This is a genomic window from Microcystis aeruginosa NIES-843 (assembly GCF_000010625.1).
GTDB lineage: Bacteria > Cyanobacteriota > Cyanobacteriia > Cyanobacteriales > Microcystaceae > Microcystis > Microcystis aeruginosa.
Genome location: NC_010296.1, coordinates 894499 through 917140, shown reverse-complemented (window position 1 = coordinate 917140; position 22642 = coordinate 894499). Strand labels below are relative to the sequence as shown.

The window sequence follows — 22642 nt, the reverse complement described above, 5'->3', positions numbered from 1 at the left end:
CAGGGACTTTTTCCCTGAAAATTAGGTAATTGACCCCCTCAAAATCGGTAAAACCCCACACCCCACACCCCACACCCTACACCCTGCCCCTAGGAAAAACTTTTTCAGCAGACCCTAAATATTGTCTGAAGCCGTTTTTTTGCGCTTCGTTTTTGAAGCAATTGTCAAACCGCCGACACCATCGGTCAAAGCATGGGGGCATTGCGGCTGGGGTTGTCTCTTTCATCGCTGATCTTTCAACGTAAAGTGCTTACTCTTTAACGATTATACTCGATTTGATCTTTATTTGGCGTTTAAGTCCCAATAAGGCCTCGAAGGTCTGTTCGATCGCCACCCGATCCTTCTCGAAATTATAATCAGCGATGATCTGCTCGTAATGCTCTTGAAAGTTCGTCCGTTGCAGATTCTGCTCGAGCATTGTTCGGAGACGGTTTTCGATGGCGTTTTTGAGAGTTTGGACGGTGGTATTCTTACGATCGCTATTGGCGAATTCCTGTTTCAGACGCTCGAAGTTGATTTTACTGATGTCGTACAGTGGGGTATCATCGGCCCTCGCTTCGGTGGTTACATCGATCGCCCCGTCGATTACCGATCGCATTTCCAAGAGAATTTCCGCGATGTCTATTTTCTCCCGATCACCTTGAATGCATTTATAGATCAGTTTAATCGTGTCGTGAGCCGGACGGTAGTGATTAACCGATGGCTGATTAAGACAGGCCTTAAAAAGATGGAAGACCTCTTGAGAGAGGAGTCCAAAATTTTGTCGGGCCTGATCACTTCGATTGATCGCTTCCTTCGCGTCGTTAATAGCTTTATTGAAGGCAAAACTAGGTATTTTATATTCGAGGAGCGCGTCTAGGGATGCGTTACTTTCCCCCAAAAATTCTTTAACTGCCTCGATCGGGCCAATTCATCCAGTAAATTTTCTGGTGGTGATTCTGTAGTAGTGATGGCGGCTTAATCCTTTGCCAGGTGTGCATTGTAGTCATGGATAAAATACCAAACAGCCCCAACGTGATTCTCCATTTTTTTAGAGAAAGATAGACTCTCTCTCACCAACCGAGAAATCCTTTGTCGAAAGGTATTATTTAATCTTTCAATAGGATTAGTTTGACCAGTTTCTTTCCCGACTGGTCGATGACGTTTACTGGGAATTACTGTCTTATATGACTCCCAAAAGTCTGTGTAAGCAACTGCACATTGTCGGTAAACACCTGGTAAACTAGCCCAAAGTTTTTTGGCTGATTGACGACTCCTATCTCCGCGCATAGCAACCAATAATTTCCCTTGCATTTTTATCAATTAACCGCCAAATATAGACCTTTATCGTCTTAGAAAAAACAAAAGACCACATTTCATCACATTCTCTAACCAATTTACCTTTTGGTTTGTCCGAAACCTTTATTTGACGGGGGACAGCCGCCAGTTTATTGTTGACATAATTTTGTAACCATGACCAACTTACCCCTGTTACTCTAGCAATTCCTCGTCAGGAAATTCGTTCGAGCAAGAGTTTATCAATTAATTGTTTGGTTTCGTCAGAGACGGTTTTATTAGTGGGATTGATCACCAACTGACGACCACATTCTTTACCTTGACGTTTGGGTTTTCCATTATGAATAGAACCATTCTTGATCGTATGGTGAGAACCACAATTAGGACAGGGGAACGGAGGTGAAGGGGGTACTTTGTTCGGTGCTAGACTGATATTTCAGTAAGCCAGACAGGAGCCAGAAAAAGATATTTATCAGAAAAGTCATGATCAAGCTAGAGGTTTAAAGACTGATTCGAGCCAATTATTTTTATTAATAAATATTTTACACAATTCATACCAGGTAAGCAAGAGAGCTACGCCACTACTACCGAATCATTACCAATTTTCTTGCGGTTTCGTGGGGTCGAGACTAAGATGGTCTTCGCCACGTCCCTGATCGGAAATTTGGGCGAGATCGGCGAGAGCTTGACGGAGATTTTTGAGGATTCCGCAGTAATCCACGATTAAACCGTTGGTTTTGCCCTCGTTAACCCGGTTAGCACGAGCGATCACTTGCATGAGCGTATGAGCTTTCAGGGGTTTATCGAGGTAGAGGGTGGAGAGGGAGGGAACATCGAAACCGGTCAACCACATGGCGCAGACGATGGCGATCCGAAAGGGGTGATCGGCTTGTTTAAAGGCATTTTCTGGGCTGATCCTTTTACCGTCCGCCAGTTGAAAGCCGTTTTTGATCACACTGCGATGGCTGGTAATATCTAACCCGTGTTTCTGGAATTTGTCGATCTCTCCCTGTTCCTCGCTGACGATCACGGCCGTTAGCGTTGCTTCCATCCATTGAATCTGACGCTGACGATAGTTTTCCTCTTGGTCATCGGTAATTTTTTTGAGGTCTTTTTTCAGTTGTTGGATTTTTTCGCTCCAGTAACCCCGCATTTCTCACAAAAAGTACGATCACCAACCCCCGAAGCCTTACAAAATCTGGGTTTTGACTGGGTGATCGCCTTGTAGCAAAAACGACAGTGTGTTGTTAGGATTCAACTTAAGCTCATCATCAATTAGACCTTGAAAAAAGAACAAATTTAAAATGCGTATTTTTAGGTTAATTAGTTGATAAAGTCTCAATTTTAAGTAGAGAATGAAGTCAAAAGCTTGCTATAATTTAATCATTAAAACTATTTAAAGTATGTCAAGTTTATGACTCCTAGTTCAGACCAGTCTCGACTCAATCAATTAAATTTTGGAAACCTCAATGGAAGACAAGTAATCGCTAATTTTGAGGGAGGAAAAATCACCTCAGATGCAGGAATTATTTTGATGGCAGAGTTAGACCAAAAGCTAAAAATAACGGCTCGGTTTGCCGAATGTTTTCGAGATTATCGAAATTCATCATATCTAGATTATTCAGTTCATGAACTACTCGCACAAAGAGTTTATGGGATATTTTTGGGATATGAGGATGTCAATGATCATGATAAATTACGTCATGCTCCAGCTTTAGCAATAGCATTGAAAAAACTAAATTTTATTGACTCAGCCCAAGCAAATTTAGCGGGAAAAAGTACAATTAATCGACTAGAATATTGTCCGGAAACAGTCATCAATCAAGAGAACAGTCGTTACCATAAAATCGAGCCTAACCCCAAAGAAATTGAAAAAGCTTTTGTGGACATCTTTCTAGAATCCTACAAAAAGCCACCGAAACCAATTATTTTAGACATGGATGTCACCGATGACCAAGTGCATGGAAATCAAGAGGGAGCGTTTTTCAATACTTATTATAAAGGAGTGTGTTATGCTCCTTTGTATATTTTCTGTGAGCATCATTTATTAGTAGCTAAACTCCGGTCTTCTCATGTAGATACTGCTGGGGGAGCATTAGAAGAATTGCAGCGAATAATCGGTATAATTCGAGAAAAATGGTCAGATACGCAGATATTAGTACGAGGAGATAGTGCCTATTCCCGTGAAGATATCATGAAATTTTGCGAAAGTCAAGCAGGAGTTGATTATGTTTTAGCAATGGCAACGAATAGTCAATTAAAATTACGAGCGACCGATGTAATTGAGAAAGCTAAGGCAGATTACGAGCAAAGACTTCAGCCAGTTACTGAATTAATGGAGACGTTATTTTCTCCCGATGAAGAGTTAGGAGAATTGGCGAAATTGGTACCAGAATCGACTTGGTATCGTTCCCTATGTTATCAAACCCAAAAATCCTGGAGCCGTTCAAGAAGAGTGGTGACAAAAGTTTGTCCTGGTAGTGAGGGCGTAAAAATTCGCCACGTTGTGACTTCTTTACCTGCATCAAAGATTCCCCCATCTAAACTTTACACTGAAAAATATTGCCCCAGAGGTGAGAGGTCAAATCGAATTAAAGAGCAACAATTAGACTTATTTGCTGACCGGAATTCGACACAGACATTTGAGAGTAATCAATTAAGACTTTGGTTGTCATCAATGGCTTATGTTTTAACCCACATTCCGCACCCTCAACTGTCACATAAGCTGTCCCCCTCCAGAGACTTGAGTAAAAATACCTAGCTGGTGAAGGTTTTCTCGGTGGCCGCTAGGGGGGTCTTGAGACCCCTAATTATGAAAAAATAGGAATTGTTGGAAAACTGAGGCGAGTGGACTGTTCGACCATGAATCAATCAACAGAAATTGAAGTCAAAAATCTAGACCATCTGGGATTAGTAGCCGGAATTATCGATGAAATAGGAATCGTTGAAATTATCAACGAACAAGTCTCAATTGAGCGAGGAGAAATTGTCACAGCTGGGCAAGTCGTGAAAGCAATTATCCTGAATGGATTGGGATTTGTCTCCCGAGCCTTGTATTTATTTCCTCAATTTTTTGAAGATAAAGCAACCGAACATCTGCTGGGAGAGGGCATCGAACCAAAACACCTGAATGATGATAAAATTGGTCGAGTAATGGACAAACTTTATCAACTTAATGTTTCGGTCATTTTCCTACTGATTAGTTTAGCGGCCGTGAAAAAATTTGGTGTAGCAACCGAGAACTCCCATTTAGATTCGACTTCTCTATCAGTAGAAGGAGAATATAACAAGGAATACCCAACAGTAGAAATCCTGAAATCAGGAGCAGTGGGAGAAGAAATTGAAACCAGACAACAGCCAATAAAAATTACCTACGGATACTCCCGCGACCGAAGACCTGACTTAAAACAATTTATGATTGACTTAATCGTAAGTGGGGATGGAGATGTACCTTTATTCCTGAAAGTAGGGGACGGAAATGAAGCGGACAAAGCGGTTTTTGGTCAAATCGCCCGAGAATTTAAAAAACAAGTTGACTTTGACAGTTTAATAGTCGGCGATAGCGCCCTCTATAGCAAAGAGAATTTAAAACTAATGAAAGAAATGCGTTGGTTGTCTCGAGTACCATTAAGCATTAAAGAGGCTCAAGAGTTGGTTGATAGCATCTCAGAAAAAGAGTTAACCGATTCAGAAATACCGGGTTATTCCTGGCGGGAAACCATCTCTAACTATGGGGGGATAGAACAAAGATGGTTGCTAGTTGAAAGTCAAGCTAGACAAGAATCAGACTTGAAAAAATTAGAGAAAAAAATCGAGCAGGAAAAGAATTCTGCCCAAGAAAAAATCCGGCAACTATCCCGAAGAGAATTTGAGAATAGAGCGGTGGCGTTGGCGATAGCCAAAGGATTATCTGACTCCTTAAAATCTCATCAGTTAACGGAGATTAAAGTCAATCTCATTCCGCCTGAGTCCCAGGGGTCAAAACTCAAATCAAAAGACGATTTACCCTCTCAAAGCTATCAAGTTCAAGCCGAATTAGAGTTGAATTTGACCGCCATTGAGAGGCTAAAGAAACGAGCAGGACGATTCGTTTTAGCAACTAACGATTTGGAGAAACAACGATTAAGCAGTGAGGATATACTCAAAAAATATAAAGGGCAACAAGCTCCGGAAAGAGGATTTTCTTTTCTCAAAGACCCCTGCTTTTTTGCCCACAGTGTCTTTCTCAAATCTCCCCATAGAATCGAGGTCATGGCCATGCTCATGGGCTTGTGCCTGCTGGTTTATACTATTGGTCAAAGACAACTTCGTTTAAGTTTAAAACAGCAGGAGACGGGACTGAAAAATCCGTTGGGTAAGTTAACTGACCGACCGACGTTACGCTGGATATTTCAGTGCTTTCAAGGGATTCATCTCGTCCGTATTCAAGACAATCAAAAGATTAGCAACTTAACGGATGAGAGGCGCAACATTTTGAGATTTTTTCCCAAACCTTGCCAGGAATATTATCTCTTATCTTGACCAGATGGATTGACTTCAAGGGGTGACAAAACAAAGCGAGCAACTGGAACATCTCCCCCTAGATGTTAAGTCTGATTGCCTAGTCATTCTCAACAAGCACTGTTTATTGAGAATGACCGGGGGAACTCTGAAATTTTCGGCTTAGTTGCCGGCAGCTTGCCGCCAACTCACTCCTCTAGATAAGTATTTTGACTCGCGCCCCTTCCTCTTTTGAGACGTTGTGACACTTAGGGTGCGGAATGTGGGTTTTAATGCAAGCTTTTCGTCAAAATTGTTTGGCTAAAACTTCTTTTGCCAAAGCGACAGTGGGAACAATTCGCCTTAATTTCCTTAAATTAGGAGCTAGAATTACTGTTAGTGTCAGAAGAATTTTAATCGCAATTGCCAGTTCTTGTCCCTATCAAGATATTTTAGCGATAGCTTACTCTAGAATTCAAGCGATAGCGGGAACTGGATAAGTTGAAGAGTTTTCAAAGATCATTAAATAGTCTTAAAAATGGCTGCTTATAAATTCAGCTAACTTTGTCGTGAACATTTTCCCTAATTGACGGAATTTTTCCAGTAATTCAGGAATTTTTTGATTAGTTTATAGCAATTCTCTGACTTATGAGGTACAGTAGCAACAGTGAGTAAACCAATTGCGAATATCTTTTTGAGTAACTTCTAACATAGCCAATTCAATCCCTTCTATTAAGTCTTTGTAAGTTCTCGCCTTCAGTTTTCTTAACGTCGCTTTCACTTTTGACCAAAAGTTTTCAATAGGAGAGAATTCGGGAGAATAAGGAGGTAAATAGATGAGTCTAGCTTTTTCTTGTTCGATTATTTCTCTGACCATTTCTCCGAGATGAATCTTGGCGTTATCCATGATCAGACAGTCTCCTTCTTTAATTTTTGGCAGCACTTCCTTTAGAATAAATCCTTCAAATGTTACCGCATCCACTGCACCGTATATGTTGACTGATGCGACAACTTTTTCTCAGCTTATAGCACTAATTATTGAAATATTTCTCCCTCTTTTTTGTGGTTTTCTTCCCCGAGCTCTTCGGCCAATTAAGGCTCTAGCATAGAGTCTCAAAAGGGCTAAATTTACCCCCGATTCATCGATGAAAATTAGTTTTGATGCCTCAATTTCCCGAACTTCTGACCAGTATTCCACTCTTTTTTGCTGTACCCTGTCACTTTCTTTTTCCGCCGCGTGTAGTGTTTTTTTTTGAAACTGTAATTGAGTTTTTGCGTAAGCCGCCCCAGGGTGGCTCTACTGACTTTCACCTGTGTCTTTTCATACAGTAAGTCCGATAATTCTTCGAGAGTTGCATCATTGTTAGCTTCGATGATTTCTATTAAAATTATCAGTTGTTCACTATTTAACTTGGTTGGCGGACTTCCCCCTTGCGGACGAGGACGGATATCTCCTGTTTCTTTATGTTGCTTCAATAACTTCTGAATAAAGCTTTTAGCCACGTCAAATCTCTGGGCTAGTCCTCGAATGGAAATTTTTTCTTTCTTCCAGACATCGATAATTTTTTGGCGAAAATCTACGGAATAGGGTCTCATAGGAAGCTGGTAAGTTCTATTATTTGTCTATTTACTTTCTATTGTACCTCATAGCTCCAAGAATTGCTATATTCAGATTATTCCTTGATAACTAAGCGGGTTTCTCTTATTTTTGAAAAACACCAACTTTTAACCTCCAAATTAGGTTCTTAATTCAGTTTGTGAGAAATGCGGGATTAACTACAGGAACAGGTGAAGTAACGATTGGAATAGGGTTAGTAGGAGGCACAAAACTCCATTTAGCTCCTGTGTAATTGTTGACTAAATTTTCAAGAGGTTGTAGGTTTTCAATATTTGATTGTTGACAAAATTTCTCTAATTCTTGGGTAAAATACACAATCTCAGGAGAAAGATTTTTAAGTTCTTTAAAAATCTTGGATGAATTAGGTTTAATTAGGTCTTTTTCGGAAAATAGTAGTCTTTCCTCTGGTTGTATTTGTTGCCAATAGTTGGGATTTTCTGATAGAACAAGCAATGATAAATAAATTACCATTTCTGAGAAATAGTCAGCTTTTGGACTTAATTTAGATAACTTATTTCTGTTAGGATGTTGATAACCAGGGAGTCCTTTAATATTGTCGGTTTCGTTGCTTAATTGAGGAACATATAAACTATCATAGTCAATTAAACATAGATCACCATTTTGGCTCTTCGTTACCCTTTATGCTAAATCAACAGACAAGATGCCAAGACAACATACTTCTAACCCAAAAATTCCGAAAGTTTCTCAAGCCATAGCCTCTCCGTTTTATTAGTTTAAGTTTATTGTTGATTCCCTCGACCACCCCATTCGTTGTCCTTCGCTCAAAATAACTAATGATTTCTCCAAACCAGTTTCGGATTGTTTGACAACTCTTGGTAAAAACACTGGAGGATTTTGCCAACCATTCCGAGATGGATAGCATTCCCTCTGTCGGATTCTCTGAGGTTTCATAAATCTTTCTGAATTCTTCCTTTAATTCCTGCATCTTTTTCAAATTTGGGAATTTTTCTTTGATAGCTTCTAGTTTAATTTTTTGGGGTTCCGTTAAATCTTCTTCATTTTTTAACAGGCTATATTTACTTCGCTTTAAAACTTCTAGCTTTGCTTCTTTTTCTGCTTTCTGTTTTTTATTTTTCTGCGCTTCTACGGCTCTTTTTTCCGCTCTTCTCTGTTCGTCTAACTCTTGATTAATTTGTTTCATGACATGGAATCTATCGGCGACTACCTCGGCCGATGGCATCAATTCTTTCACCAAATTTTTATAGGGCAACCAAAGGTCTATGCTCACTTCTTCAATTTGCTCTAACACCTCTTTTCCCCAGCCTGTAAGCGTTTCTCTCAACTCTTCTTGTGTTCGCTTCTCTAGAATAGCTATTAGTTTTCCCGTATCTAAATTTACTAAAACCGCACAGTAATTTTTTTGTCCTTTGACTAGAGCGATTTCATCAATTCCTAGTCTTTTTAATTTCGATAAATCTGGCTCTGTAATTTCTTCGGCGATGTCCTCTACCATTCTTTGAATCTCTTCTTCCGTTACGTTATTTCTTCGGCTAACATTTAAAATATCTCCTTCTTTTAATTGTTCGAGTATATTCTCGGCTAGTCTTTTCGTATAGGTTCGTTTCTTGGCGACAAAATCTAACTCTTCGCTAAAGGGTTTTCGACAATTATCGCACTTAAATTGACGACGATTAACCTGTAGGTACACTGGTTGTCCTGAGATTGGTAAATCTTTGACTAAATGTCGATGATTTTGGTGGAGTTTATCGCTTTCTAAGCCACAACGAGGACAGGTTGCTTTTTTATTTTTCGATTCGACTGGTCAAACTATACCGATATTTTCTAGGTGTCGATAGCCTTGAATACAGGTTCCTTCTAGGTTCAAAAATTTGTCAAGTATCATAAGTAAAATACTCTGGTTTTTGGCTATTATATCAAATCTTAACTCGATTGTCTATCTTTTGGTATTAACCTGTTGATGCCTTAAGTCCTTCCCTATATGGATTTCAGCTACTTTTGAGCGTAGGCGCTCTCATCGAATTTTATTTTAAGTTAATTATTTGCATAACAATTCCCGAAGAGCCACCATTTTTACGCACTATAATATTACCGTGTTGTAAGTCTCCATGAGAAATATTATTTTGATGGAAAATTTTAACCATTTCTAAGAATTTTTCGGCAAAGTTACGGATAGAAGTCGGGTTATTAATATTATTAGATATAAAGTCTTTAAAGCTAATACCATCAACCCATTCCATTCTAATAATGGGAAATCTTTGTCCATTGACTAAAATTCCTTGTTCTTGGTAAGCAAAATCAACAAAATAAGGAAGTTGAACTGTTTTAAGATAGGCATCAATCGCCTTATAACGAATTTTTAGATCCCCTAAATCTTCTATCCAACATTTAAGGGCATATTTTTTAGGATTAGTTTGAATTTCATAAACAACGGCTTTTCCGCCATTATGAGACAGTAAAAAGTTCTGATTTTGCTTTTGCTTAACGGGAGCATCTCACCTTTGCAATGAGCATAAATACTTAGTGGAAAAATAGGCTTTTCGAGGGTAATTCTTGTTTTAATTCTCCATGTACGCAGTCTTTAAAAGCCTCTATTTCGTTCCAAGACACGATTAAGAGTGGCTTTTAGGCTAAGTATAATTACTTATCGCGTAAGTGAGATGCTCCCTTGCTTAACAGGCTTTCCTTGTTGTAAAATACCATCGTATATAAATCTATCAGGGTATTTTACGACTGTTTCATAGTCAGTTATAAGCGGATATTTCATTTTTTTACATACCCCACAAATGTAAATTTAGACCAATCGGGAAGGGAATAAAATTCAAGTTTTTTAAACTTTGATGGTTCGCTTAATTGTCCAAAAACATCCCTTTCTGATTCACTAGCCAAAGTTCTCAGATTTGTCTTGGGTTTTATTTCTATTTCATCCCCTGCACAAGTAGAACATTGATTCAAGATTGCTTGATTAGCATAAAGATCAATCTGAAATTTAATCCATTTGTCTCCTTCTTCTAAAATTAAAACCTGAGATGAGTCAGATAAAGCAGGAATAATAATTTCTTGAAAAGTTTGATCTTTGTAGATTTTATTTCCTTTTTCAAGCTTCATATATTTAGGTTTATATTCAGTGACTTGACTAGATGAATTTGAATTGCTTGATTGTTCAGTTTTTATACTATTTATTTTGTTAGCTGTCTGAGAAATAAAATATAATATGGTCGCAGTGGAGAGTATAGTTAAGAATATATTTAAAGGAATAAAAACAAGGAGAAGATTACGGATTCCATCTATTCCTTTAATTACGGGTGGTTTGTCTTCTCTCACTTGAGGACTTGAAGAAGAAACTCCTCTCGAATTGCGGTGCGTCATGGGTAAAGATGGCAGAAATTTTAATAATGTTTGTAGATTGGATCTTATTTTGGCAAAACCAGAAGTAACTTCTAAATTTTCAGCAGGAGTATTGTCTTTAGGTTCTTTTTCTACTTTTGAAGAATTGTTTTGATCTTCGTTAAAAGGCTGTTTATTTTCATTACTTGAAGGTAAAATGATAGGAGGATTTTTTTGATTTTCTTTTCTGGTTTGTGTAGGCAAACTGACGATTTCACCATCACTGACTTCTAAAATCATTAAAGTGACATCATCATTTTTCATTTTTATCGTGCCATTATGTCTAGCAGATTTTACAAAATTCTCAAACTCCTGTTCTGAATTAATGGTAAGTAAAGTTGTTAAAATATCTCTTTGCTGTTCTGTATATTTAAAAATATATTCAGCTAGAGCGTCAGTTGCTAGTACAAAATAAAGCTTATCTGAATGTTGTTTGTATTTTAATTCGATGTCTAAAAACTCTGGCTCATAATCATCATTATTTTTAGAGCGACTTCCAAAATATCCAGGTCTATCATTAAAATTCGTTGATTTTTTCAATAAATAGGTTTGAATTAATTGATTTCCCTGAAAAATAAACAGACAGCTATCGCCAACAATTGAGATTTTTGCTTGATTTTCAATAAATTGTAACCCAATAAAGGTAGATGTTGCTGATTTAGAATGTTCCAAACCATTGTAAATCTCAATCCAGGCAAAATTATTACCGCTTTTTGCTTTTTCTAATTCTGCTCTAACTTCTTCTAACCATTTTTGCTGAATTAGTTCAAGCCATTCTTGCCAATTGTTTTTATCAATCTGGGGATTTTCACAAAAATAATCAACAAGAAGTTTTGACCATATACTTGAGTAAAATGATTGAGTTGCACCATCGGCGATCGCAAAACAATTCTTAGCTTCATTATAGCTAAAATTATCTTGACAACCGCTAATGGTTTCCATCTCTTTATGAGTTCTATCACTGAACCGACGGATGACTGAAACTTTATGATGAGATTCCATAATTAATGACAATAACTTTAGCGTAATGCTCCTTGAGAACCAAATTGAAGAAGTTTAATCAGTGCTTCAGCATCAGCATTAAAGATAAAACCTCTGGCATTAGGTTGAACATTAAAACCCGCATTTTTGGCACTCTCAGCAAGAGGATCAGGAAGCACACTGGAAATATCAAACAAAAAGTTAGCAAATTTATTATTGCTAAAACCAGCATTATCACTAGGTAACTCTATTTTCCCTGCTGATGCGTTAGAAATATGAGCATTCAAAACAATCACGTTACCGTCACTTGTTTTAAGTTGTGCTAGTTTTTTCGCTTCAGTAGTAGCAGCACTAGAATCATTAGGTTCTCCATCGGTTATATTAATAACAACGGGTGGAAAACTATCGGGATGATTAGAAATAAATTTTTCTACCCCAGTATAAGCCTGTTTAAAGGCTTCAGCCATTGGTGTTCCATTACTTGCAGTCGGTTTCACAAACACTCGCATTACTTCATCCACTTCAACCAACCCACCTGCACCATCAGAGACTTTTCTCTTAAGGGTTGTTGTATTGGGATTTTTAGCCAACTCTGAGGCTTTGTCTAGAAATAGTATACTAATACTTGCTCCATAGCCAACCACCGCCACAAAACATCTGTCTTTAATCTCATTACCCGATGAACAAGCTGTAATAATTTCTCCGATGACTCGATTAACGGCTAATGCGGCAAACTCTGCTTTATTTGAATTAGCGTATTTATCTGACATTGAAGCTGACTGATCAATCATAATCAGGATAAATCCAGGCTTGGCGCTACTCAGTAGTTCTTGATACATAACTTAAAGATTACTTCATTGATTTTTGAAAGGGAAAAGATGATCATGTCACCGCAAAATGGGCTATGATGACAATCTAGCAAGCAAATAGGACTAATTAGCTTGATTTACCTAACATCTCAGTATTGTAGCGTTTGATTTTAGTACCAAAGTAGGCTTTGGTACACAATTTATAGGTAGGTTATGGTACAGTCTTAGTTCCGTTTGGTATAATATATTTGATTACCCCTCTAATTTTTTAACCAGAAATGAATAATATTGACCAAGTTTTGCAATATGTTGATGATTTAATGTTTGAGAAAGTGGAGTCTCATCTGACACCAGTACAAGAAGCAATCTTGACAGGGGTTTGGCAAGGTCAAAAATATTGGCAAATTGCTCAATCTTTTAATGGTTGTAGTGAATCTCATATTAAAAAAGAGGCTGCTAACTTATGGAAAAAGTTGGGTAAGGTATTAGACGAAGATGTTAATAAAGATAATTTACGATCCAAGTTAGAAAGAAAATATCGGGTTTCTCAAACTTCTAATTTCGGTCATTGTTTACAAGTTAATCAAGGAAATATTCATATTTGCGATCAATCTTTACAAACAATTAATAATGGAAAAAAAACAAGAAAATTTTTACGCAATGACGATCAATATCCCATGATTGACTTAACAAAAGCCCCAGAATTAATGTATAACTGTGGACGTAAGTTAGAAATATCAACCTTAAAAGAATGGCTAGATAATAAAACTCGATTAATTACCATTTATGGGTTAACTGGAATTGGAAAAACAGCTTTAACCCTTAAATTAATTTCAGAAATTGCCTCACAATTTGATTATATTATTTATCGCAGTCTGGAAAATATTCCTCAATTAATCGCTCTCAAAGATGATCTAAAACAGTTTTTCAACCAATCTCTATCAACCCCCTTACCTGATATAATAGATTATCTAAGCTCCTATCGTTGTTTAATTATTCTTGATGATGTGCAGAATATTTTTAAACAGGGGGAATTAGCAGGTAAATATTTACCCGACTGTCAGGACTATCATAAATTTTTTCAGCAAATTGCTACCACATCTCATCAAAGTTGTTTGATTTTAATTAGTTGGGAACTTCCCAGAGATTTTGTCACCTTAAAATCCGATAAAATTAAAACTTTATACCTGCAAGGTTTAACAACAGAATTTGAAGAAATCTTCAAAGAATACGGTTTAAAAAATGAGGAGAAATGGACGGAACTGAGCGAACTTTATCAAGGTCATCCTAACTGGTTAAATATCATCTCCTCAACCATTATTGAACTATTTGATGGAGAAGTATCCTTATTTTTAGAACAAATGAACAATGAAATTTATTTAGGGGATATAGAAAACTCGATCGAATGTCATTTACAGCGTTTATCCGCAGCAGAAAAAAAGGTGATGCACTGGTTAGCTAATCAAACTGAAGCGGTAGAAAAGTTTCCAAAAACTGCTAGTCTTGACTTATCTACTTCTGAATTTTGGGCAACTATTCAGTCATTAATTAGACGCTGTTTACTGGATAAATTACCATCAGAAACCTCGTCCTATTTTCCTATTAATCCTGTGTTTAAATCCTATCTTCAAAGAAATCCTAACGATTAGGAAAAATTTATCTTATTATAAATATATGTGTACCGCAACGCAGAAACCCGCAGGATCGCTTTCCAGTCTATCCTATTTTCTATACACCTGATCGTGACTACCAATATCAATTAACAAGATGATAACTTCTAAATATTCTCCATCTTCCGAAAAACTAAAAATAATTCGACAATCGTAAGCTACAGTACAAGACCATAACCCTTCTAAATTACCACTTAACTTATGGGTTTTTAAAGACAGTGTAAATGGGTCTTCTGCCAGTTTTCTAAGTACATCGAAAATTTTAGGTTTTAACTGGGGATTTTTCTTGATTAGCTTCTTAAACGAACGCTTAAACCCATCACTCCATATTAGCTCCATTGTTAATCCTCATTCAAATCAGCAATCAAATCTTCTACGGTTCCCCTTCTGGCCGTTCCAGTAGCGATCGCATCTTTCAATTCCTTAAAATTAGCTAAAATTTCTCTTTCTCTTGCTTTAGCTCTATATTGACACAAAATCTCTAACAATGACTCCTGTTCATCCTCTGATAAATTCTCAAAAGATTTGATCATTTCTGGCAAAGTCATCATTTTACCTCTTAACTCTCGATAAAAACCTGTCCATTTTTATTAGAACAAAAAAATCATCTATCAACCTTTAATTATTTTCAAAGATGATTTTATGGTAAACATCTGCGATTACTATCTGAATTCCCAAAGAGTTTAAATGAATTATCCTATCAGATTCATAAGCTGTAAACAACCAGCGTTCGCCTTCTTTTTGAAAATGCTCAATATAACATTTTTCCTGAGAAATCAATAAATATTCCTGAAAAGTTGCAATGGTTCGATAAGCGGCAAACTTTTCTTCTCTGTCGTAATTTGCCGTTGAAGCAGACAAAACCTCAGCGATTAAAACAGGATTAATTAAAGTATCTTTGCGTCCTTCTTGATAAGTGAGAGGTTCAGGCATCACCATAATATCAGGATAGGTAGCTATTTGACGCTCAGGTATCCATAAACGCTGATCGGTGACAAAAACGGCATAGGGTTGATTCTTTAGTCCAGTATATAAAGCCACTAATAAATTACTAATAATGCGATTATGAGTCGGTGTCCCTCCTGTCATAGCAATAATTTTTCCATCCAGATATTCATGACGAGTTTGGGATTGTATTTCCTGCTCAAAATATTGACTAAGAGTATATTTTCCAGTGAGAGCGGTCATAATGATGATTGTTTGAGAATAAGCATTTTGCAGCGTTTTTCATTTGTACCCCGTTCCCCAATTCTAACAACAAAAAAGCACCCCCTTGCGGGAGTGCCTTTTCGTTCAGACTAGGAATTAACCATTGATAGCAGGAGCAATCAGAGCTACAGGAGCCTGTTCACCACTAGCCAAGTCTAAGGGGAAGTTGTGAGCATTGCGCTCGTGCATTACTTCCATACCGATACCAGCGCGGTTTAACACATCGGCCCAAGTACCGATTACACGACCTTGAGAATCGAGAATCGACTGGTTGAAGTTAAAACCATTGAGGTTAAACGCCATGGTGCTAACACCCATTGCCGTAAACCAGATACCGATTACCGGCCAAGCACCTAAGAAGAAGTGCAGAGAGCGGCTATTGTTGAAAGAAGCGTATTGGAAGATTAAACGTCCGAAGTAACCGTGAGCGGCAACGATATTGTAGGTTTCTTCCTCTTGACCGAATTTGTAACCGTAGTTCTGAGATTCGATTTCAGTGGTTTCACGCACTAAGGAAGAAGTTACTAGAGAACCGTGCATCGCACTGAACAAGGAACCGCCGAACACACCGGCAACACCTAACATATGGAAGGGGTGCATCAGGATGTTATGTTCTGCTTGGAACACGAACATAAAGTTAAAGGTTCCAGAGATTCCTAAAGGCATACCATCAGAGAAGGAACCTTGTCCGATGGGATAGATTAAGAATACAGCAGTAGCGGCGGATACGGGTGCAGAGTAAGCTACACAGATCCAAGGACGCATTCCTAAACGGAAAGACAGTTCCCACTGACGACCGAGGTAGCAGAAGACACCTAGTAAGAAGTGGAAAATGACTAACTGGTAAGGACCACCGTTGTATAACCACTCATCTAAGGAAGCAGCTTCCCAGATGGGGTAGAAGTGGAGTCCAATCGCGTTGGAGGAGGGAACAACCGCACCGGAGATGATGTTGTTTCCGTAAAGTAGAGAACCGGCTACAGGCTCGCGGATACCGTCGATATCTACAGGAGGAGCGGCGATAAAGGCGATGATGAAGCAGGTGGTGGCGGTGAGCAGGGTGGGGATCATGATGACACCGAACCAACCGATGTATAAACGGTTGTTGGTGCTGGTGATCCACTGACAGAACTGCTCCCACAGGGAAGCGCTCTCGCGCTGTTGTAGAGTGGTGGTCATTGGTTTATGATTCCTATTAAGTTATCGAGGTACGATTGATGATGTCTCTATCTTAGAGAGTTTGTAACGGTTTGTAAAGGGGTTTGACAAAAGTATTTCTGTTTGCTGTCATAAGTTTAAATTATGTATAGTGACCAAGCCGCATCCAGCGATGACCCCCTTCCGATTACCGTTTTCTTTTCCCCTCACCGGAAGACGACAGAAAAGGCCACAAGCTAGTAACTTTTAGACAAAGTTTTTACCCGCAAGGTTTTACGGGAGTCGGTTCGCCACCTACTCTACAATAGACCTCTTGCAAAAGTCTTAAGTCGATCCTTGTACAGCAACATTTTTGAAGATTATCAACTACTAATAAATAATTAACTGAAAGTCCCTCCCATTATTGTTTCTATCGTTTGTTTTCGGATTTATGCAAGAGGTCTAATCCAGAAAAAAACTCAAAGTGGGTACAACTGTTATGCAATCTATTTTTTGGAGTGTGGAAGAAGTCGCATATCGAGCTAAACAATTTTACGAAAGCGGTATTCGTCAAAGTGTCGAGTCTGGTGGCAATATTGGCCAGATGATTGTAATTGATGCAGAAACCGGTGAATATGGAATAGAGCCAACCGGTGTAGAGACAGCCTTACAGCGAAAACGGAAAAACCCTAACGTTAGATTGTTTACCCTGCGTATTGGTTATGATGTCGCGGTAAGTTTTGGGGTACGATGGAGCGTGTTGCTGAATAATTTAGGGAAAGGTAATCGAGGGGAAAGTCATCATTCCAGTGGTTTTTCGTTCAATTTCGCGACCCAAAATTTCCTGAGATTTTGTCGCTGACACTGGAATTAATGACCATCTTAGTTTACCACCACAGGCAGTGAGTGCGATGAATATTCCCTAACTACCCCCCGATAAATCCCCTAGTCTCACTATCCCGGTTGCTTGTGTCTAACGAAATGCCTCAGTACCATTAGCCCTATTGCCTCCACCAACCACAACATATCCCTCTGCTGATACTCCACAAAAATGTAATCTTATTGTATAGTAGAACCAAAAATATAATGAACAGTAACTGAGCATGGATTTCCTGCCGATTCTTGCCTTTGTTGAAAAAATCGTTTATACGGCTACGGGTAAATACTTAAATTTAATTCAAAAACAGATTATTTTGGGGACAATGATGGATAAAAGCTATTTTACCATTGCTGAAGAGATTGGTTACAGCGATGGTTACATTAAAGATGAAGGTTCTAAGTTGTGGAAACTTATGTCAGATAACTTGAACGAAAATATTACGAAATCTAATGCTAAATCTCGATTAAAAAGTTGGGAGTTTCACGAAGGTTCACATCAATTATATTTGGATCACTCTCATCATAGTAATTCTTTACAAAATTCTATTTTAGTTAATAACTATAATGATGTAAATATAGCAATTTATCAAGATCAGAATCCCTCTGCTTCATCTTCAAATCCTTGTGATTTGTCACAAATGCCAGCTTTAAAATTTTGTTTTGGACGAGAAAATGATGTGAATCTTTTAGCAGAAGCTATTTTAAATCAGCAATATAATTTGATAGAAATTACTGGAGTCAAAGGAATTGGGAAAACGACCTTAACCGTTCAATTAGTCGAGAAAATTAAAGATAACTTTGATTGTGTCATTTGGCGCAATTTATCATTTTATAATTCTTGGAGAGAGCTTAAATTAGCTCTATTTCAGCTTTTTAATGATAACAAAGTCTTTGAAGATGAGCCAGAAAATTTAAACTATAAATTACTGAGCTATCTACAAAAACATAAATGTCTCCTCATTTTAGATCAAGGTGAAACCCTTTTTCAAGAAGGTCAAATTTCGGGAATTTACCGCTCTGGTTATGAAGATTGCGAACAATTTCTTTATTATTCTACTAATTTGGGCTCTTCGGTAATTGTTATGCAATGGACGGGGGTTATAAGGGATGGAACCCTTATATAGAAAGGCATTTAGCGATTTTTGTCAATTGTTTTTTATCTAGAGCGAACTAATCAATTAAGTCTCTTGCCAGATAAGGATTTAGTCGATTTATGCCCCCCTATCGAACCATACCAAGTAACGAAGAACCCTAATTTGGAACATCAAAGTTGTGTTATCTTTGTCTCTGATATAATTAGGAAATCGTTGACTCAAGACGAATCAAGCTATTTCCTTAAGTTGGAGGGGTTACAAGAGTCAGCTAAGGAAATTTTCAGAATGGCCAATTTAAAAGAGGATGAAAAATGGTCATTATTGATTGATCAATATGGAGGAAATCCTCTTTATTTTAAAATAGCGACTCAATCAATTAAGACTCTATTTAATAACCAAGCATCTTCTTTTTTGAATTATAAAATTATTCCGGATGAGTTAGGAGATATTTTATTAAAGCAGTGGCAATCTTTATCAAAATTAGAACAAAAAGTAATGAGGGTTATCAGTCAAGAGGAACAGGAGATCACCTTAGAAAACTTATTGCAAAATTTATCGGAACATCCCTCTAGTTTGTTTAAAGCTATTCAGTCTTTGCTGAGAAGAAATTTATTAGAGAAACTAGAAGATGAACATTCTTGTGCTTTTAACACCTTGCCGATTATTAAACAATTTATTAATGAGTTAGCTAGTGCTGAAGTTTAAACGCAAGCAGTATTATTGAATCGTTAATTTTTCTGTATTTTAAGATACATTTTACCAAAAATCTGACTCATCTGACTTTTTACCCGGCTGTCAGTCGGCAGAATTGCCGACTTTTCCGCTTGTCAATCCTAAAAGTGACTTAGATAATTTTAGGTATAAAAATTCAAAAAATTTTGATGATTAAGGAGTTTAGACTATGGCAGACGTTTATGGTACATCAGGAAACAATCTCATTAATCGAATCGGAAGTAACTCTAATGATCGGCTTTTTGGCTTAAATGGTAATGACACCCTCACTGGAGGTAATGGTAATGACTGGTTACAAGGTGCTTCCGGAGGTGCAGGAACAACGGCACATATTGATCGAGATGTTTTACTTGGTGGCGGTGGTACAGATTACTATGTACTAGGCACAGGTAATACTAGCTTTTATATGAGTTCAGGCTATGCTACTCTCAGACAATTTGATATTCGTTATGATTGGGTTGTACTTGCTGATGGAATTAATTATCGCTCTTCTCGTATTCAGTTACAGACTGTCAATATAAGTGGAGGTAGTGCTGCTGATACCCTGATTAGTCTTGATGGAAACCTTATTGGGGTTATTGAAGATCGCAATTTTACTACTGTTGACAGAGGTCAATTATTTCTCAATTCTAATCAAGTGACTCAGGGTTGGTAGCCTTTTGTTAAAACCCTATAAGCTCACATAATATAGCTACAACAAAGAAAGTAGTGCAAGTTATCGCTCTTTTTAAAACGACGATAACTTTTTTATTGTGTAATAAAATCCAGAAAATTAGAATCAGTTTTCCCAAATCCATCCAATTTTAGCTATGTTCAAAAATGACCTTATGATCAATATCAGCGATCGCTGTCTAGTCTAGCCTATTTTCTATACACCTGATCGTGACTACCAATATCAATTAACAAGATGATAACTTCTAAATATAGCAATTCTCTGACTTATGAGGTACAGTAGCAACAGTGAGTAAACCAATTGCGAATATCTTTTTGAGTAACTTCTAACATAGCCAATTCAATCCCTTCTATTAAGTCTTTGTAAGTTCTCGCCTTCAGTTTTCTTAACGTCGCTTTCACTTTTGACCAAAAGTTTTCAATAGGAGAGAATTCGGGAGAATAAGGAGGTAAATAGATGAGTCTAGCTTTTTCTTGTTCGATTATTTCTCTGACCATTTCTCCGAGATGAATCTTGGCGTTATCCATGATCAGACAGTCTCCTTCTTTAATTTTTGGCAGCACTTCCTTTAGAATAAATCCTTCAAATGTTACCGCATCCACTGCACCGTATATGTTGACTGATGCGACAACTTTTTCTAAGCTTATAGCACTAATTATTGAAATATTTCTCCCTCTTTTTTGTGGTTTTCTTCCCCGAGCTCTTCGGCCAATTAAGGCTCTAGCATAGAGTCTCAAAAGGGCTAAATTTACCCCCGATTCCTCGATGAAAATTAGTTTTGATGCCTCAATTTCCCGAACTTCTGACCAGTATTCCACTCTTTTTTGCTGTACCCTGTCACTTTCTTTTTCCGCCGCGTGTAGTGTTTTTTTTTGAAACTGTAATTGAGTTTTTGCGTAAGCCGCCCCAGGGTGGCTCTACTGACTTTCACCTGTGTCTTTTCATACAGTAAGTCCGATAATTCTTCGAGAGTTGCATCATTGTTAGCTTCGATGATTTCTATTAAAATTATCAGTTGTTCACTATTTAACTTGGTTGGCGGACTTCCCCCTTGCGGACGAGGACGGATATCTCCTGTTTCTTTATGTTGCTTCAATAACTTCTGAATAAAGCTTTTAGCCACGTCAAATCTCTGGGCTAGTCCTCGAATGGAAATTTTTTCTTTCTTCCAGACATCGATAATTTTTTGGCGAAAATCTACGGAATAGGGTCTCATAGGAAGCTGGTAAGTTCTATTATTTGTCTATTTACTTTCTATTGTACCTCATAGCTCCAAGAATTGCTATATTCTCCATCTTCCGAAAAACTAAAAATAAATTGTTAATCCTCATTAAAATCAGCAATCAAATCTTCTACGGTTCCCCTTCTGACTGTTCCAGCAGCGATCGCCTGTTTCAATTCCTTAAAATTAGCTAAAATTTCTCTTTCTCTTGCTTCAGCCCTACATTTGTGCAAAATCTCTGCTTAATTTACTAGGTCTTCCCATCTTTTTGTGAAATGCCCTCTCGGCCGATACGACTTTGACCATTAGGGCGAAATTATCGGGATAGACTCCAGTTAAGCGTTTGAAATCTGCGGGGAGTAAATTTTATCTACGTTCGTGAGTCATGGTGCGCTCTCGAATTTTTCGTACTTTAAGTAGTCATGCAAAATTAATTACCCAAATAAAAAATTAAGAAGTATAATACATAAAAAAACGAAGCAGCAGGAAAATACAATGAGATTGATTAGAGACCTAAACCCCGAGAGCCAGAAAATGCTAGAGAGAATTTATCGAGCTAGTAAACATCATCAAGTAAGAGAGCGAGCGAAATGTATACTCTTAAGTTTTCAGGGAACCACGATAGAAGAATTGAGCGGAATATTTGGAGTTACGAGAAAGACCATCTATAATTGGTTGACGGCCTGGGAAGATAGAAAACTAATTGGTTTTTATAATCGTCGAGGAAGAGGGAGAAAACCTAAATTGACAGAAGCACAAGGTCAACAAGTTATTGACTGGGTAAAAGAAGAACCGAAAAGCTTAAAAAAAATCCAGATAAAAATTGTAGAAGAAGGGAAATTAACCGTAAGCAAAGACAAGATAAAAAGACTCATAAAAAAAATCAACATGAGGTGGAAAAGGGTGAGAAGAGGGGTCGCCAAAACCCCTGATGAGTGGGAGCTTGAGGTCAAAATACCTATTTTAGAAGAACTAAAAAAACAGGAAAAAAGAGGAGAGATTGAGATAGGATATTTGGATGAAATGGGAGGGGATTCAAAGCCTTGTCTTCCTGAGGCTTGGCAAGAAGAAAAAACCACGATAAAGTTACCACCAATTGAAGGTAAAAGACTAAATATTTTAGGAATAATGAAACGAGATAATCAATTATTTTATGAGACACAGGTCGGAACGGTTACTAGCGAGATAGTTATTAATTTTCTGGATAAATATTGCCAAAATATACAGAAAAAAACTGTCATAATAATTGACCAAGCTTCCATTCATACCAGCGAGGCATTTATGGAGAAACTTGAGGAATGGGAAAAGAAAAACTTGAAAATATTTTGGTTGCCCACTTATTCACCTCATTTAAATTTAATTGAAATATTATGGAGATTTTTAAAATATGAATGGATTGAATTTAGCGCCTATAAAGACCGAAAGAGCCTCCTCGCTTACGTTAAAAAAGTGCTGGACAATTTTGGAGGCGAGTATGTAATTAATTTTGCCTAGGTAC

20 protein-coding genes and 5 pseudogenes are annotated in these 22642 nt (G+C 37.6%); 9 read left to right on the top strand and 16 right to left on the bottom strand.

Annotated elements, in window-relative coordinates:
* Positions 1-76 precede the first annotated feature (76 nt).
* From MAE_RS33150 to MAE_RS04685, 4 genes and pseudogenes are all read right to left on the bottom strand, one after another.
* Entirely contained in the window at positions 77-226 is a 150-nt protein-coding gene (locus MAE_RS33150; protein ID WP_012263821.1) for a hypothetical protein, read from the bottom strand.
* 24 nt (positions 227-250) lie between these two features.
* Entirely contained in the window at positions 251-880 is a 630-nt protein-coding gene (locus MAE_RS04700) for a type I restriction enzyme endonuclease domain-containing protein (RefSeq protein ID WP_041803811.1), read from the bottom strand.
* A gap of 77 nt (positions 881-957) precedes the next feature.
* A pseudogene (locus MAE_RS28510) lies at positions 958-1708 on the bottom strand (IS1 family transposase).
* Positions 1709-1870: 162 nt separating this feature from the next.
* Positions 1871-2428, bottom strand: a complete 558-nt coding sequence (locus MAE_RS04685) for a type I restriction enzyme subunit R domain-containing protein (protein WP_012264544.1) — start codon at positions 2426-2428, stop codon at positions 1871-1873.
* A gap of 261 nt (positions 2429-2689) precedes the next feature.
* Between MAE_RS04685 and MAE_RS04680 the strand changes: the two are divergent.
* From MAE_RS04680 to MAE_RS04670, 3 genes and pseudogenes are all read left to right on the top strand, one after another.
* A pseudogene (locus MAE_RS04680) lies at positions 2690-3967 on the top strand (IS1380-like element ISMae9 family transposase); the annotation flags it as partial.
* Between the two features lie 170 nt (positions 3968-4137).
* On the top strand, positions 4138-5796 hold the full coding sequence (locus MAE_RS04675; protein ID WP_012264542.1) for an IS1634 family transposase: 1659 nt from the start codon (positions 4138-4140) through the stop codon (positions 5794-5796).
* A 242-nt stretch (positions 5797-6038) separates the two neighbouring features.
* Positions 6039-6254, top strand: a pseudogene (locus tag MAE_RS04670) (transposase); the annotation flags it as partial.
* A 146-nt stretch (positions 6255-6400) separates the two neighbouring features.
* Here the strand turns inward: MAE_RS04670 and MAE_RS28505 are convergent.
* The 6 genes and pseudogenes from MAE_RS28505 to MAE_RS04635 form a co-directional block, all read right to left on the bottom strand.
* Positions 6401-7350: pseudogene (locus tag MAE_RS28505) on the bottom strand (IS630-like element ISMae26 family transposase).
* Positions 7351-7504: 154 nt separating this feature from the next.
* Entirely contained in the window at positions 7505-7843 is a 339-nt protein-coding gene (locus MAE_RS04655) for a hypothetical protein (protein WP_012264540.1), read from the bottom strand.
* Positions 7844-8021: 178 nt separating this feature from the next.
* Positions 8022-9236: pseudogene (locus tag MAE_RS04650) on the bottom strand (ISL3 family transposase).
* A gap of 139 nt (positions 9237-9375) precedes the next feature.
* Entirely contained in the window at positions 9376-9591 is a 216-nt protein-coding gene (locus MAE_RS34710; RefSeq protein ID WP_070108814.1) for an AarF/UbiB family protein, read from the bottom strand.
* Positions 9592-10114: 523 nt separating this feature from the next.
* Entirely contained in the window at positions 10115-11740 is a 1626-nt protein-coding gene (locus tag MAE_RS04640) for a PP2C family serine/threonine-protein phosphatase (protein WP_012264538.1), read from the bottom strand.
* A gap of 17 nt (positions 11741-11757) precedes the next feature.
* A complete protein-coding gene (locus MAE_RS04635) occupies positions 11758-12558 on the bottom strand; it encodes a vWA domain-containing protein (RefSeq protein WP_012264537.1) in 801 nt (266 codons plus the stop codon).
* A 248-nt stretch (positions 12559-12806) separates the two neighbouring features.
* Between MAE_RS04635 and MAE_RS04630 the strand changes: the two genes are divergently transcribed.
* A complete protein-coding gene (locus MAE_RS04630) occupies positions 12807-14177 on the top strand; it encodes an AAA family ATPase (RefSeq protein ID WP_012264536.1) in 1371 nt (456 codons plus the stop codon).
* A gap of 72 nt (positions 14178-14249) precedes the next feature.
* Here MAE_RS04630 and MAE_RS04625 read toward each other — a convergent pair whose 3' ends face one another.
* The 4 genes from MAE_RS04625 to psbA all read right to left on the bottom strand — a co-directional run bounded on the left by MAE_RS04625 (position 14250) and on the right by psbA (position 16586).
* Positions 14250-14537 carry a type II toxin-antitoxin system RelE/ParE family toxin gene (locus tag MAE_RS04625; RefSeq protein WP_012264535.1) on the bottom strand — a complete coding sequence of 96 codons (288 nt, stop codon included), beginning with the start codon at positions 14535-14537 and terminating at the stop codon, positions 14250-14252.
* Positions 14538-14539: 2 nt separating this feature from the next.
* Complete coding sequence (locus MAE_RS04620) at positions 14540-14746, bottom strand: hypothetical protein (RefSeq protein ID WP_080506934.1); 207 nt, start codon at positions 14744-14746, stop codon at positions 14540-14542.
* Positions 14747-14816: 70 nt separating this feature from the next.
* A complete protein-coding gene (locus tag MAE_RS04615; RefSeq protein WP_012264533.1) occupies positions 14817-15386 on the bottom strand; it encodes a Uma2 family endonuclease in 570 nt (189 codons plus the stop codon).
* A 117-nt stretch (positions 15387-15503) separates the two neighbouring features.
* Positions 15504-16586: a photosystem II q(b) protein gene (gene psbA / locus MAE_RS04610; protein WP_012264511.1), complete on the bottom strand. Its 1083-nt coding sequence runs from the start codon at positions 16584-16586 to the stop codon at positions 15504-15506.
* Between the two features lie 457 nt (positions 16587-17043).
* Here psbA and MAE_RS04605 point away from each other — a divergent pair, with 457 nt between their 5' ends.
* The 4 genes from MAE_RS04605 to MAE_RS27635 all read left to right on the top strand — a co-directional run bounded on the left by MAE_RS04605 (position 17044) and on the right by MAE_RS27635 (position 19904).
* Positions 17044-17406: a hypothetical protein gene (locus MAE_RS04605; protein ID WP_012264532.1), complete on the top strand. Its 363-nt coding sequence runs from the start codon at positions 17044-17046 to the stop codon at positions 17404-17406.
* A 241-nt stretch (positions 17407-17647) separates the two neighbouring features.
* On the top strand, positions 17648-18547 hold the full coding sequence (locus tag MAE_RS04600; RefSeq protein WP_012264531.1) for an ATP-binding protein: 900 nt from the start codon (positions 17648-17650) through the stop codon (positions 18545-18547).
* Between the two features lie 18 nt (positions 18548-18565).
* A complete protein-coding gene (locus MAE_RS33145; protein WP_041803807.1) occupies positions 18566-19222 on the top strand; it encodes a hypothetical protein in 657 nt (218 codons plus the stop codon).
* 196 nt (positions 19223-19418) lie between these two features.
* Entirely contained in the window at positions 19419-19904 is a 486-nt protein-coding gene (locus tag MAE_RS27635) for a hypothetical protein (RefSeq protein ID WP_050766273.1), read from the top strand.
* Positions 19905-20188: 284 nt separating this feature from the next.
* Here MAE_RS27635 and MAE_RS28500 read toward each other — a convergent pair.
* Together MAE_RS28500 and MAE_RS35590 are read right to left on the bottom strand one after the other, a co-directional pair.
* Positions 20189-21138, bottom strand: a protein-coding gene (locus MAE_RS28500; protein ID WP_148204726.1) for an IS630-like element ISMae26 family transposase whose coding sequence is annotated in 2 segments (ribosomal slippage) — positions 20189-20796 and positions 20796-21138 — 951 coding nt in all. Because the reading frame shifts where the segments join, the coding sequence is not laid out codon by codon here.
* 104 nt (positions 21139-21242) lie between these two features.
* Positions 21243-21377, bottom strand: a complete 135-nt coding sequence (locus tag MAE_RS35590; protein ID WP_269453966.1) for a hypothetical protein — start codon at positions 21375-21377, stop codon at positions 21243-21245.
* Between the two features lie 262 nt (positions 21378-21639).
* On the opposite strand from MAE_RS35590, the gene MAE_RS04575 reads away from it, so the two are divergent.
* On the top strand, positions 21640-22638 hold the full coding sequence (locus MAE_RS04575) for an IS630-like element ISMae24 family transposase (protein WP_012264527.1): 999 nt from the start codon (positions 21640-21642) through the stop codon (positions 22636-22638).
* The last annotated feature ends 4 nt before the right edge of the window (positions 22639-22642 follow it).

Coding starts and splice junctions, on each gene's coding strand:
- MAE_RS33150 (WP_012263821.1), bottom strand. CDS start 226: ATGAAAGAGACAACCCCAGCCGCAATGCCCCCATGCTTTGACCGATGG.
- MAE_RS04685 (WP_012264544.1), bottom strand. CDS start 2,428: ATGCGGGGTTACTGGAGCGAAAAAATCCAACAACTGAAAAAAGACCTC.
- MAE_RS04675 (WP_012264542.1), top strand. CDS start 4,138: ATGAATCAATCAACAGAAATTGAAGTCAAAAATCTAGACCATCTGGGA.
- MAE_RS04655 (WP_012264540.1), bottom strand. CDS start 7,843: ATGGTAATTTATTTATCATTGCTTGTTCTATCAGAAAATCCCAACTAT.
- MAE_RS34710 (WP_070108814.1), bottom strand. CDS start 9,591: ATGGAATGGGTTGATGGTATTAGCTTTAAAGACTTTATATCTAATAAT.
- MAE_RS04640 (WP_012264538.1), bottom strand. CDS start 11,740: ATGGAATCTCATCATAAAGTTTCAGTCATCCGTCGGTTCAGTGATAGA.
- MAE_RS04635 (WP_012264537.1), bottom strand. CDS start 12,558: ATGTATCAAGAACTACTGAGTAGCGCCAAGCCTGGATTTATCCTGATT.
- MAE_RS04630 (WP_012264536.1), top strand. CDS start 12,807: ATGAATAATATTGACCAAGTTTTGCAATATGTTGATGATTTAATGTTT.
- MAE_RS04625 (WP_012264535.1), bottom strand. CDS start 14,537: ATGGAGCTAATATGGAGTGATGGGTTTAAGCGTTCGTTTAAGAAGCTA.
- MAE_RS04620 (WP_080506934.1), bottom strand. CDS start 14,746: ATGACTTTGCCAGAAATGATCAAATCTTTTGAGAATTTATCAGAGGAT.
- MAE_RS04615 (WP_012264533.1), bottom strand. CDS start 15,386: ATGACCGCTCTCACTGGAAAATATACTCTTAGTCAATATTTTGAGCAG.
- psbA (WP_012264511.1), bottom strand. CDS start 16,586: ATGACCACCACTCTACAACAGCGCGAGAGCGCTTCCCTGTGGGAGCAG.
- MAE_RS04605 (WP_012264532.1), top strand. CDS start 17,044: ATGCAATCTATTTTTTGGAGTGTGGAAGAAGTCGCATATCGAGCTAAA.
- MAE_RS04600 (WP_012264531.1), top strand. CDS start 17,648: ATGGATTTCCTGCCGATTCTTGCCTTTGTTGAAAAAATCGTTTATACG.
- MAE_RS27635 (WP_050766273.1), top strand. CDS start 19,419: ATGGCAGACGTTTATGGTACATCAGGAAACAATCTCATTAATCGAATC.
- MAE_RS04575 (WP_012264527.1), top strand. CDS start 21,640: ATGAGATTGATTAGAGACCTAAACCCCGAGAGCCAGAAAATGCTAGAG.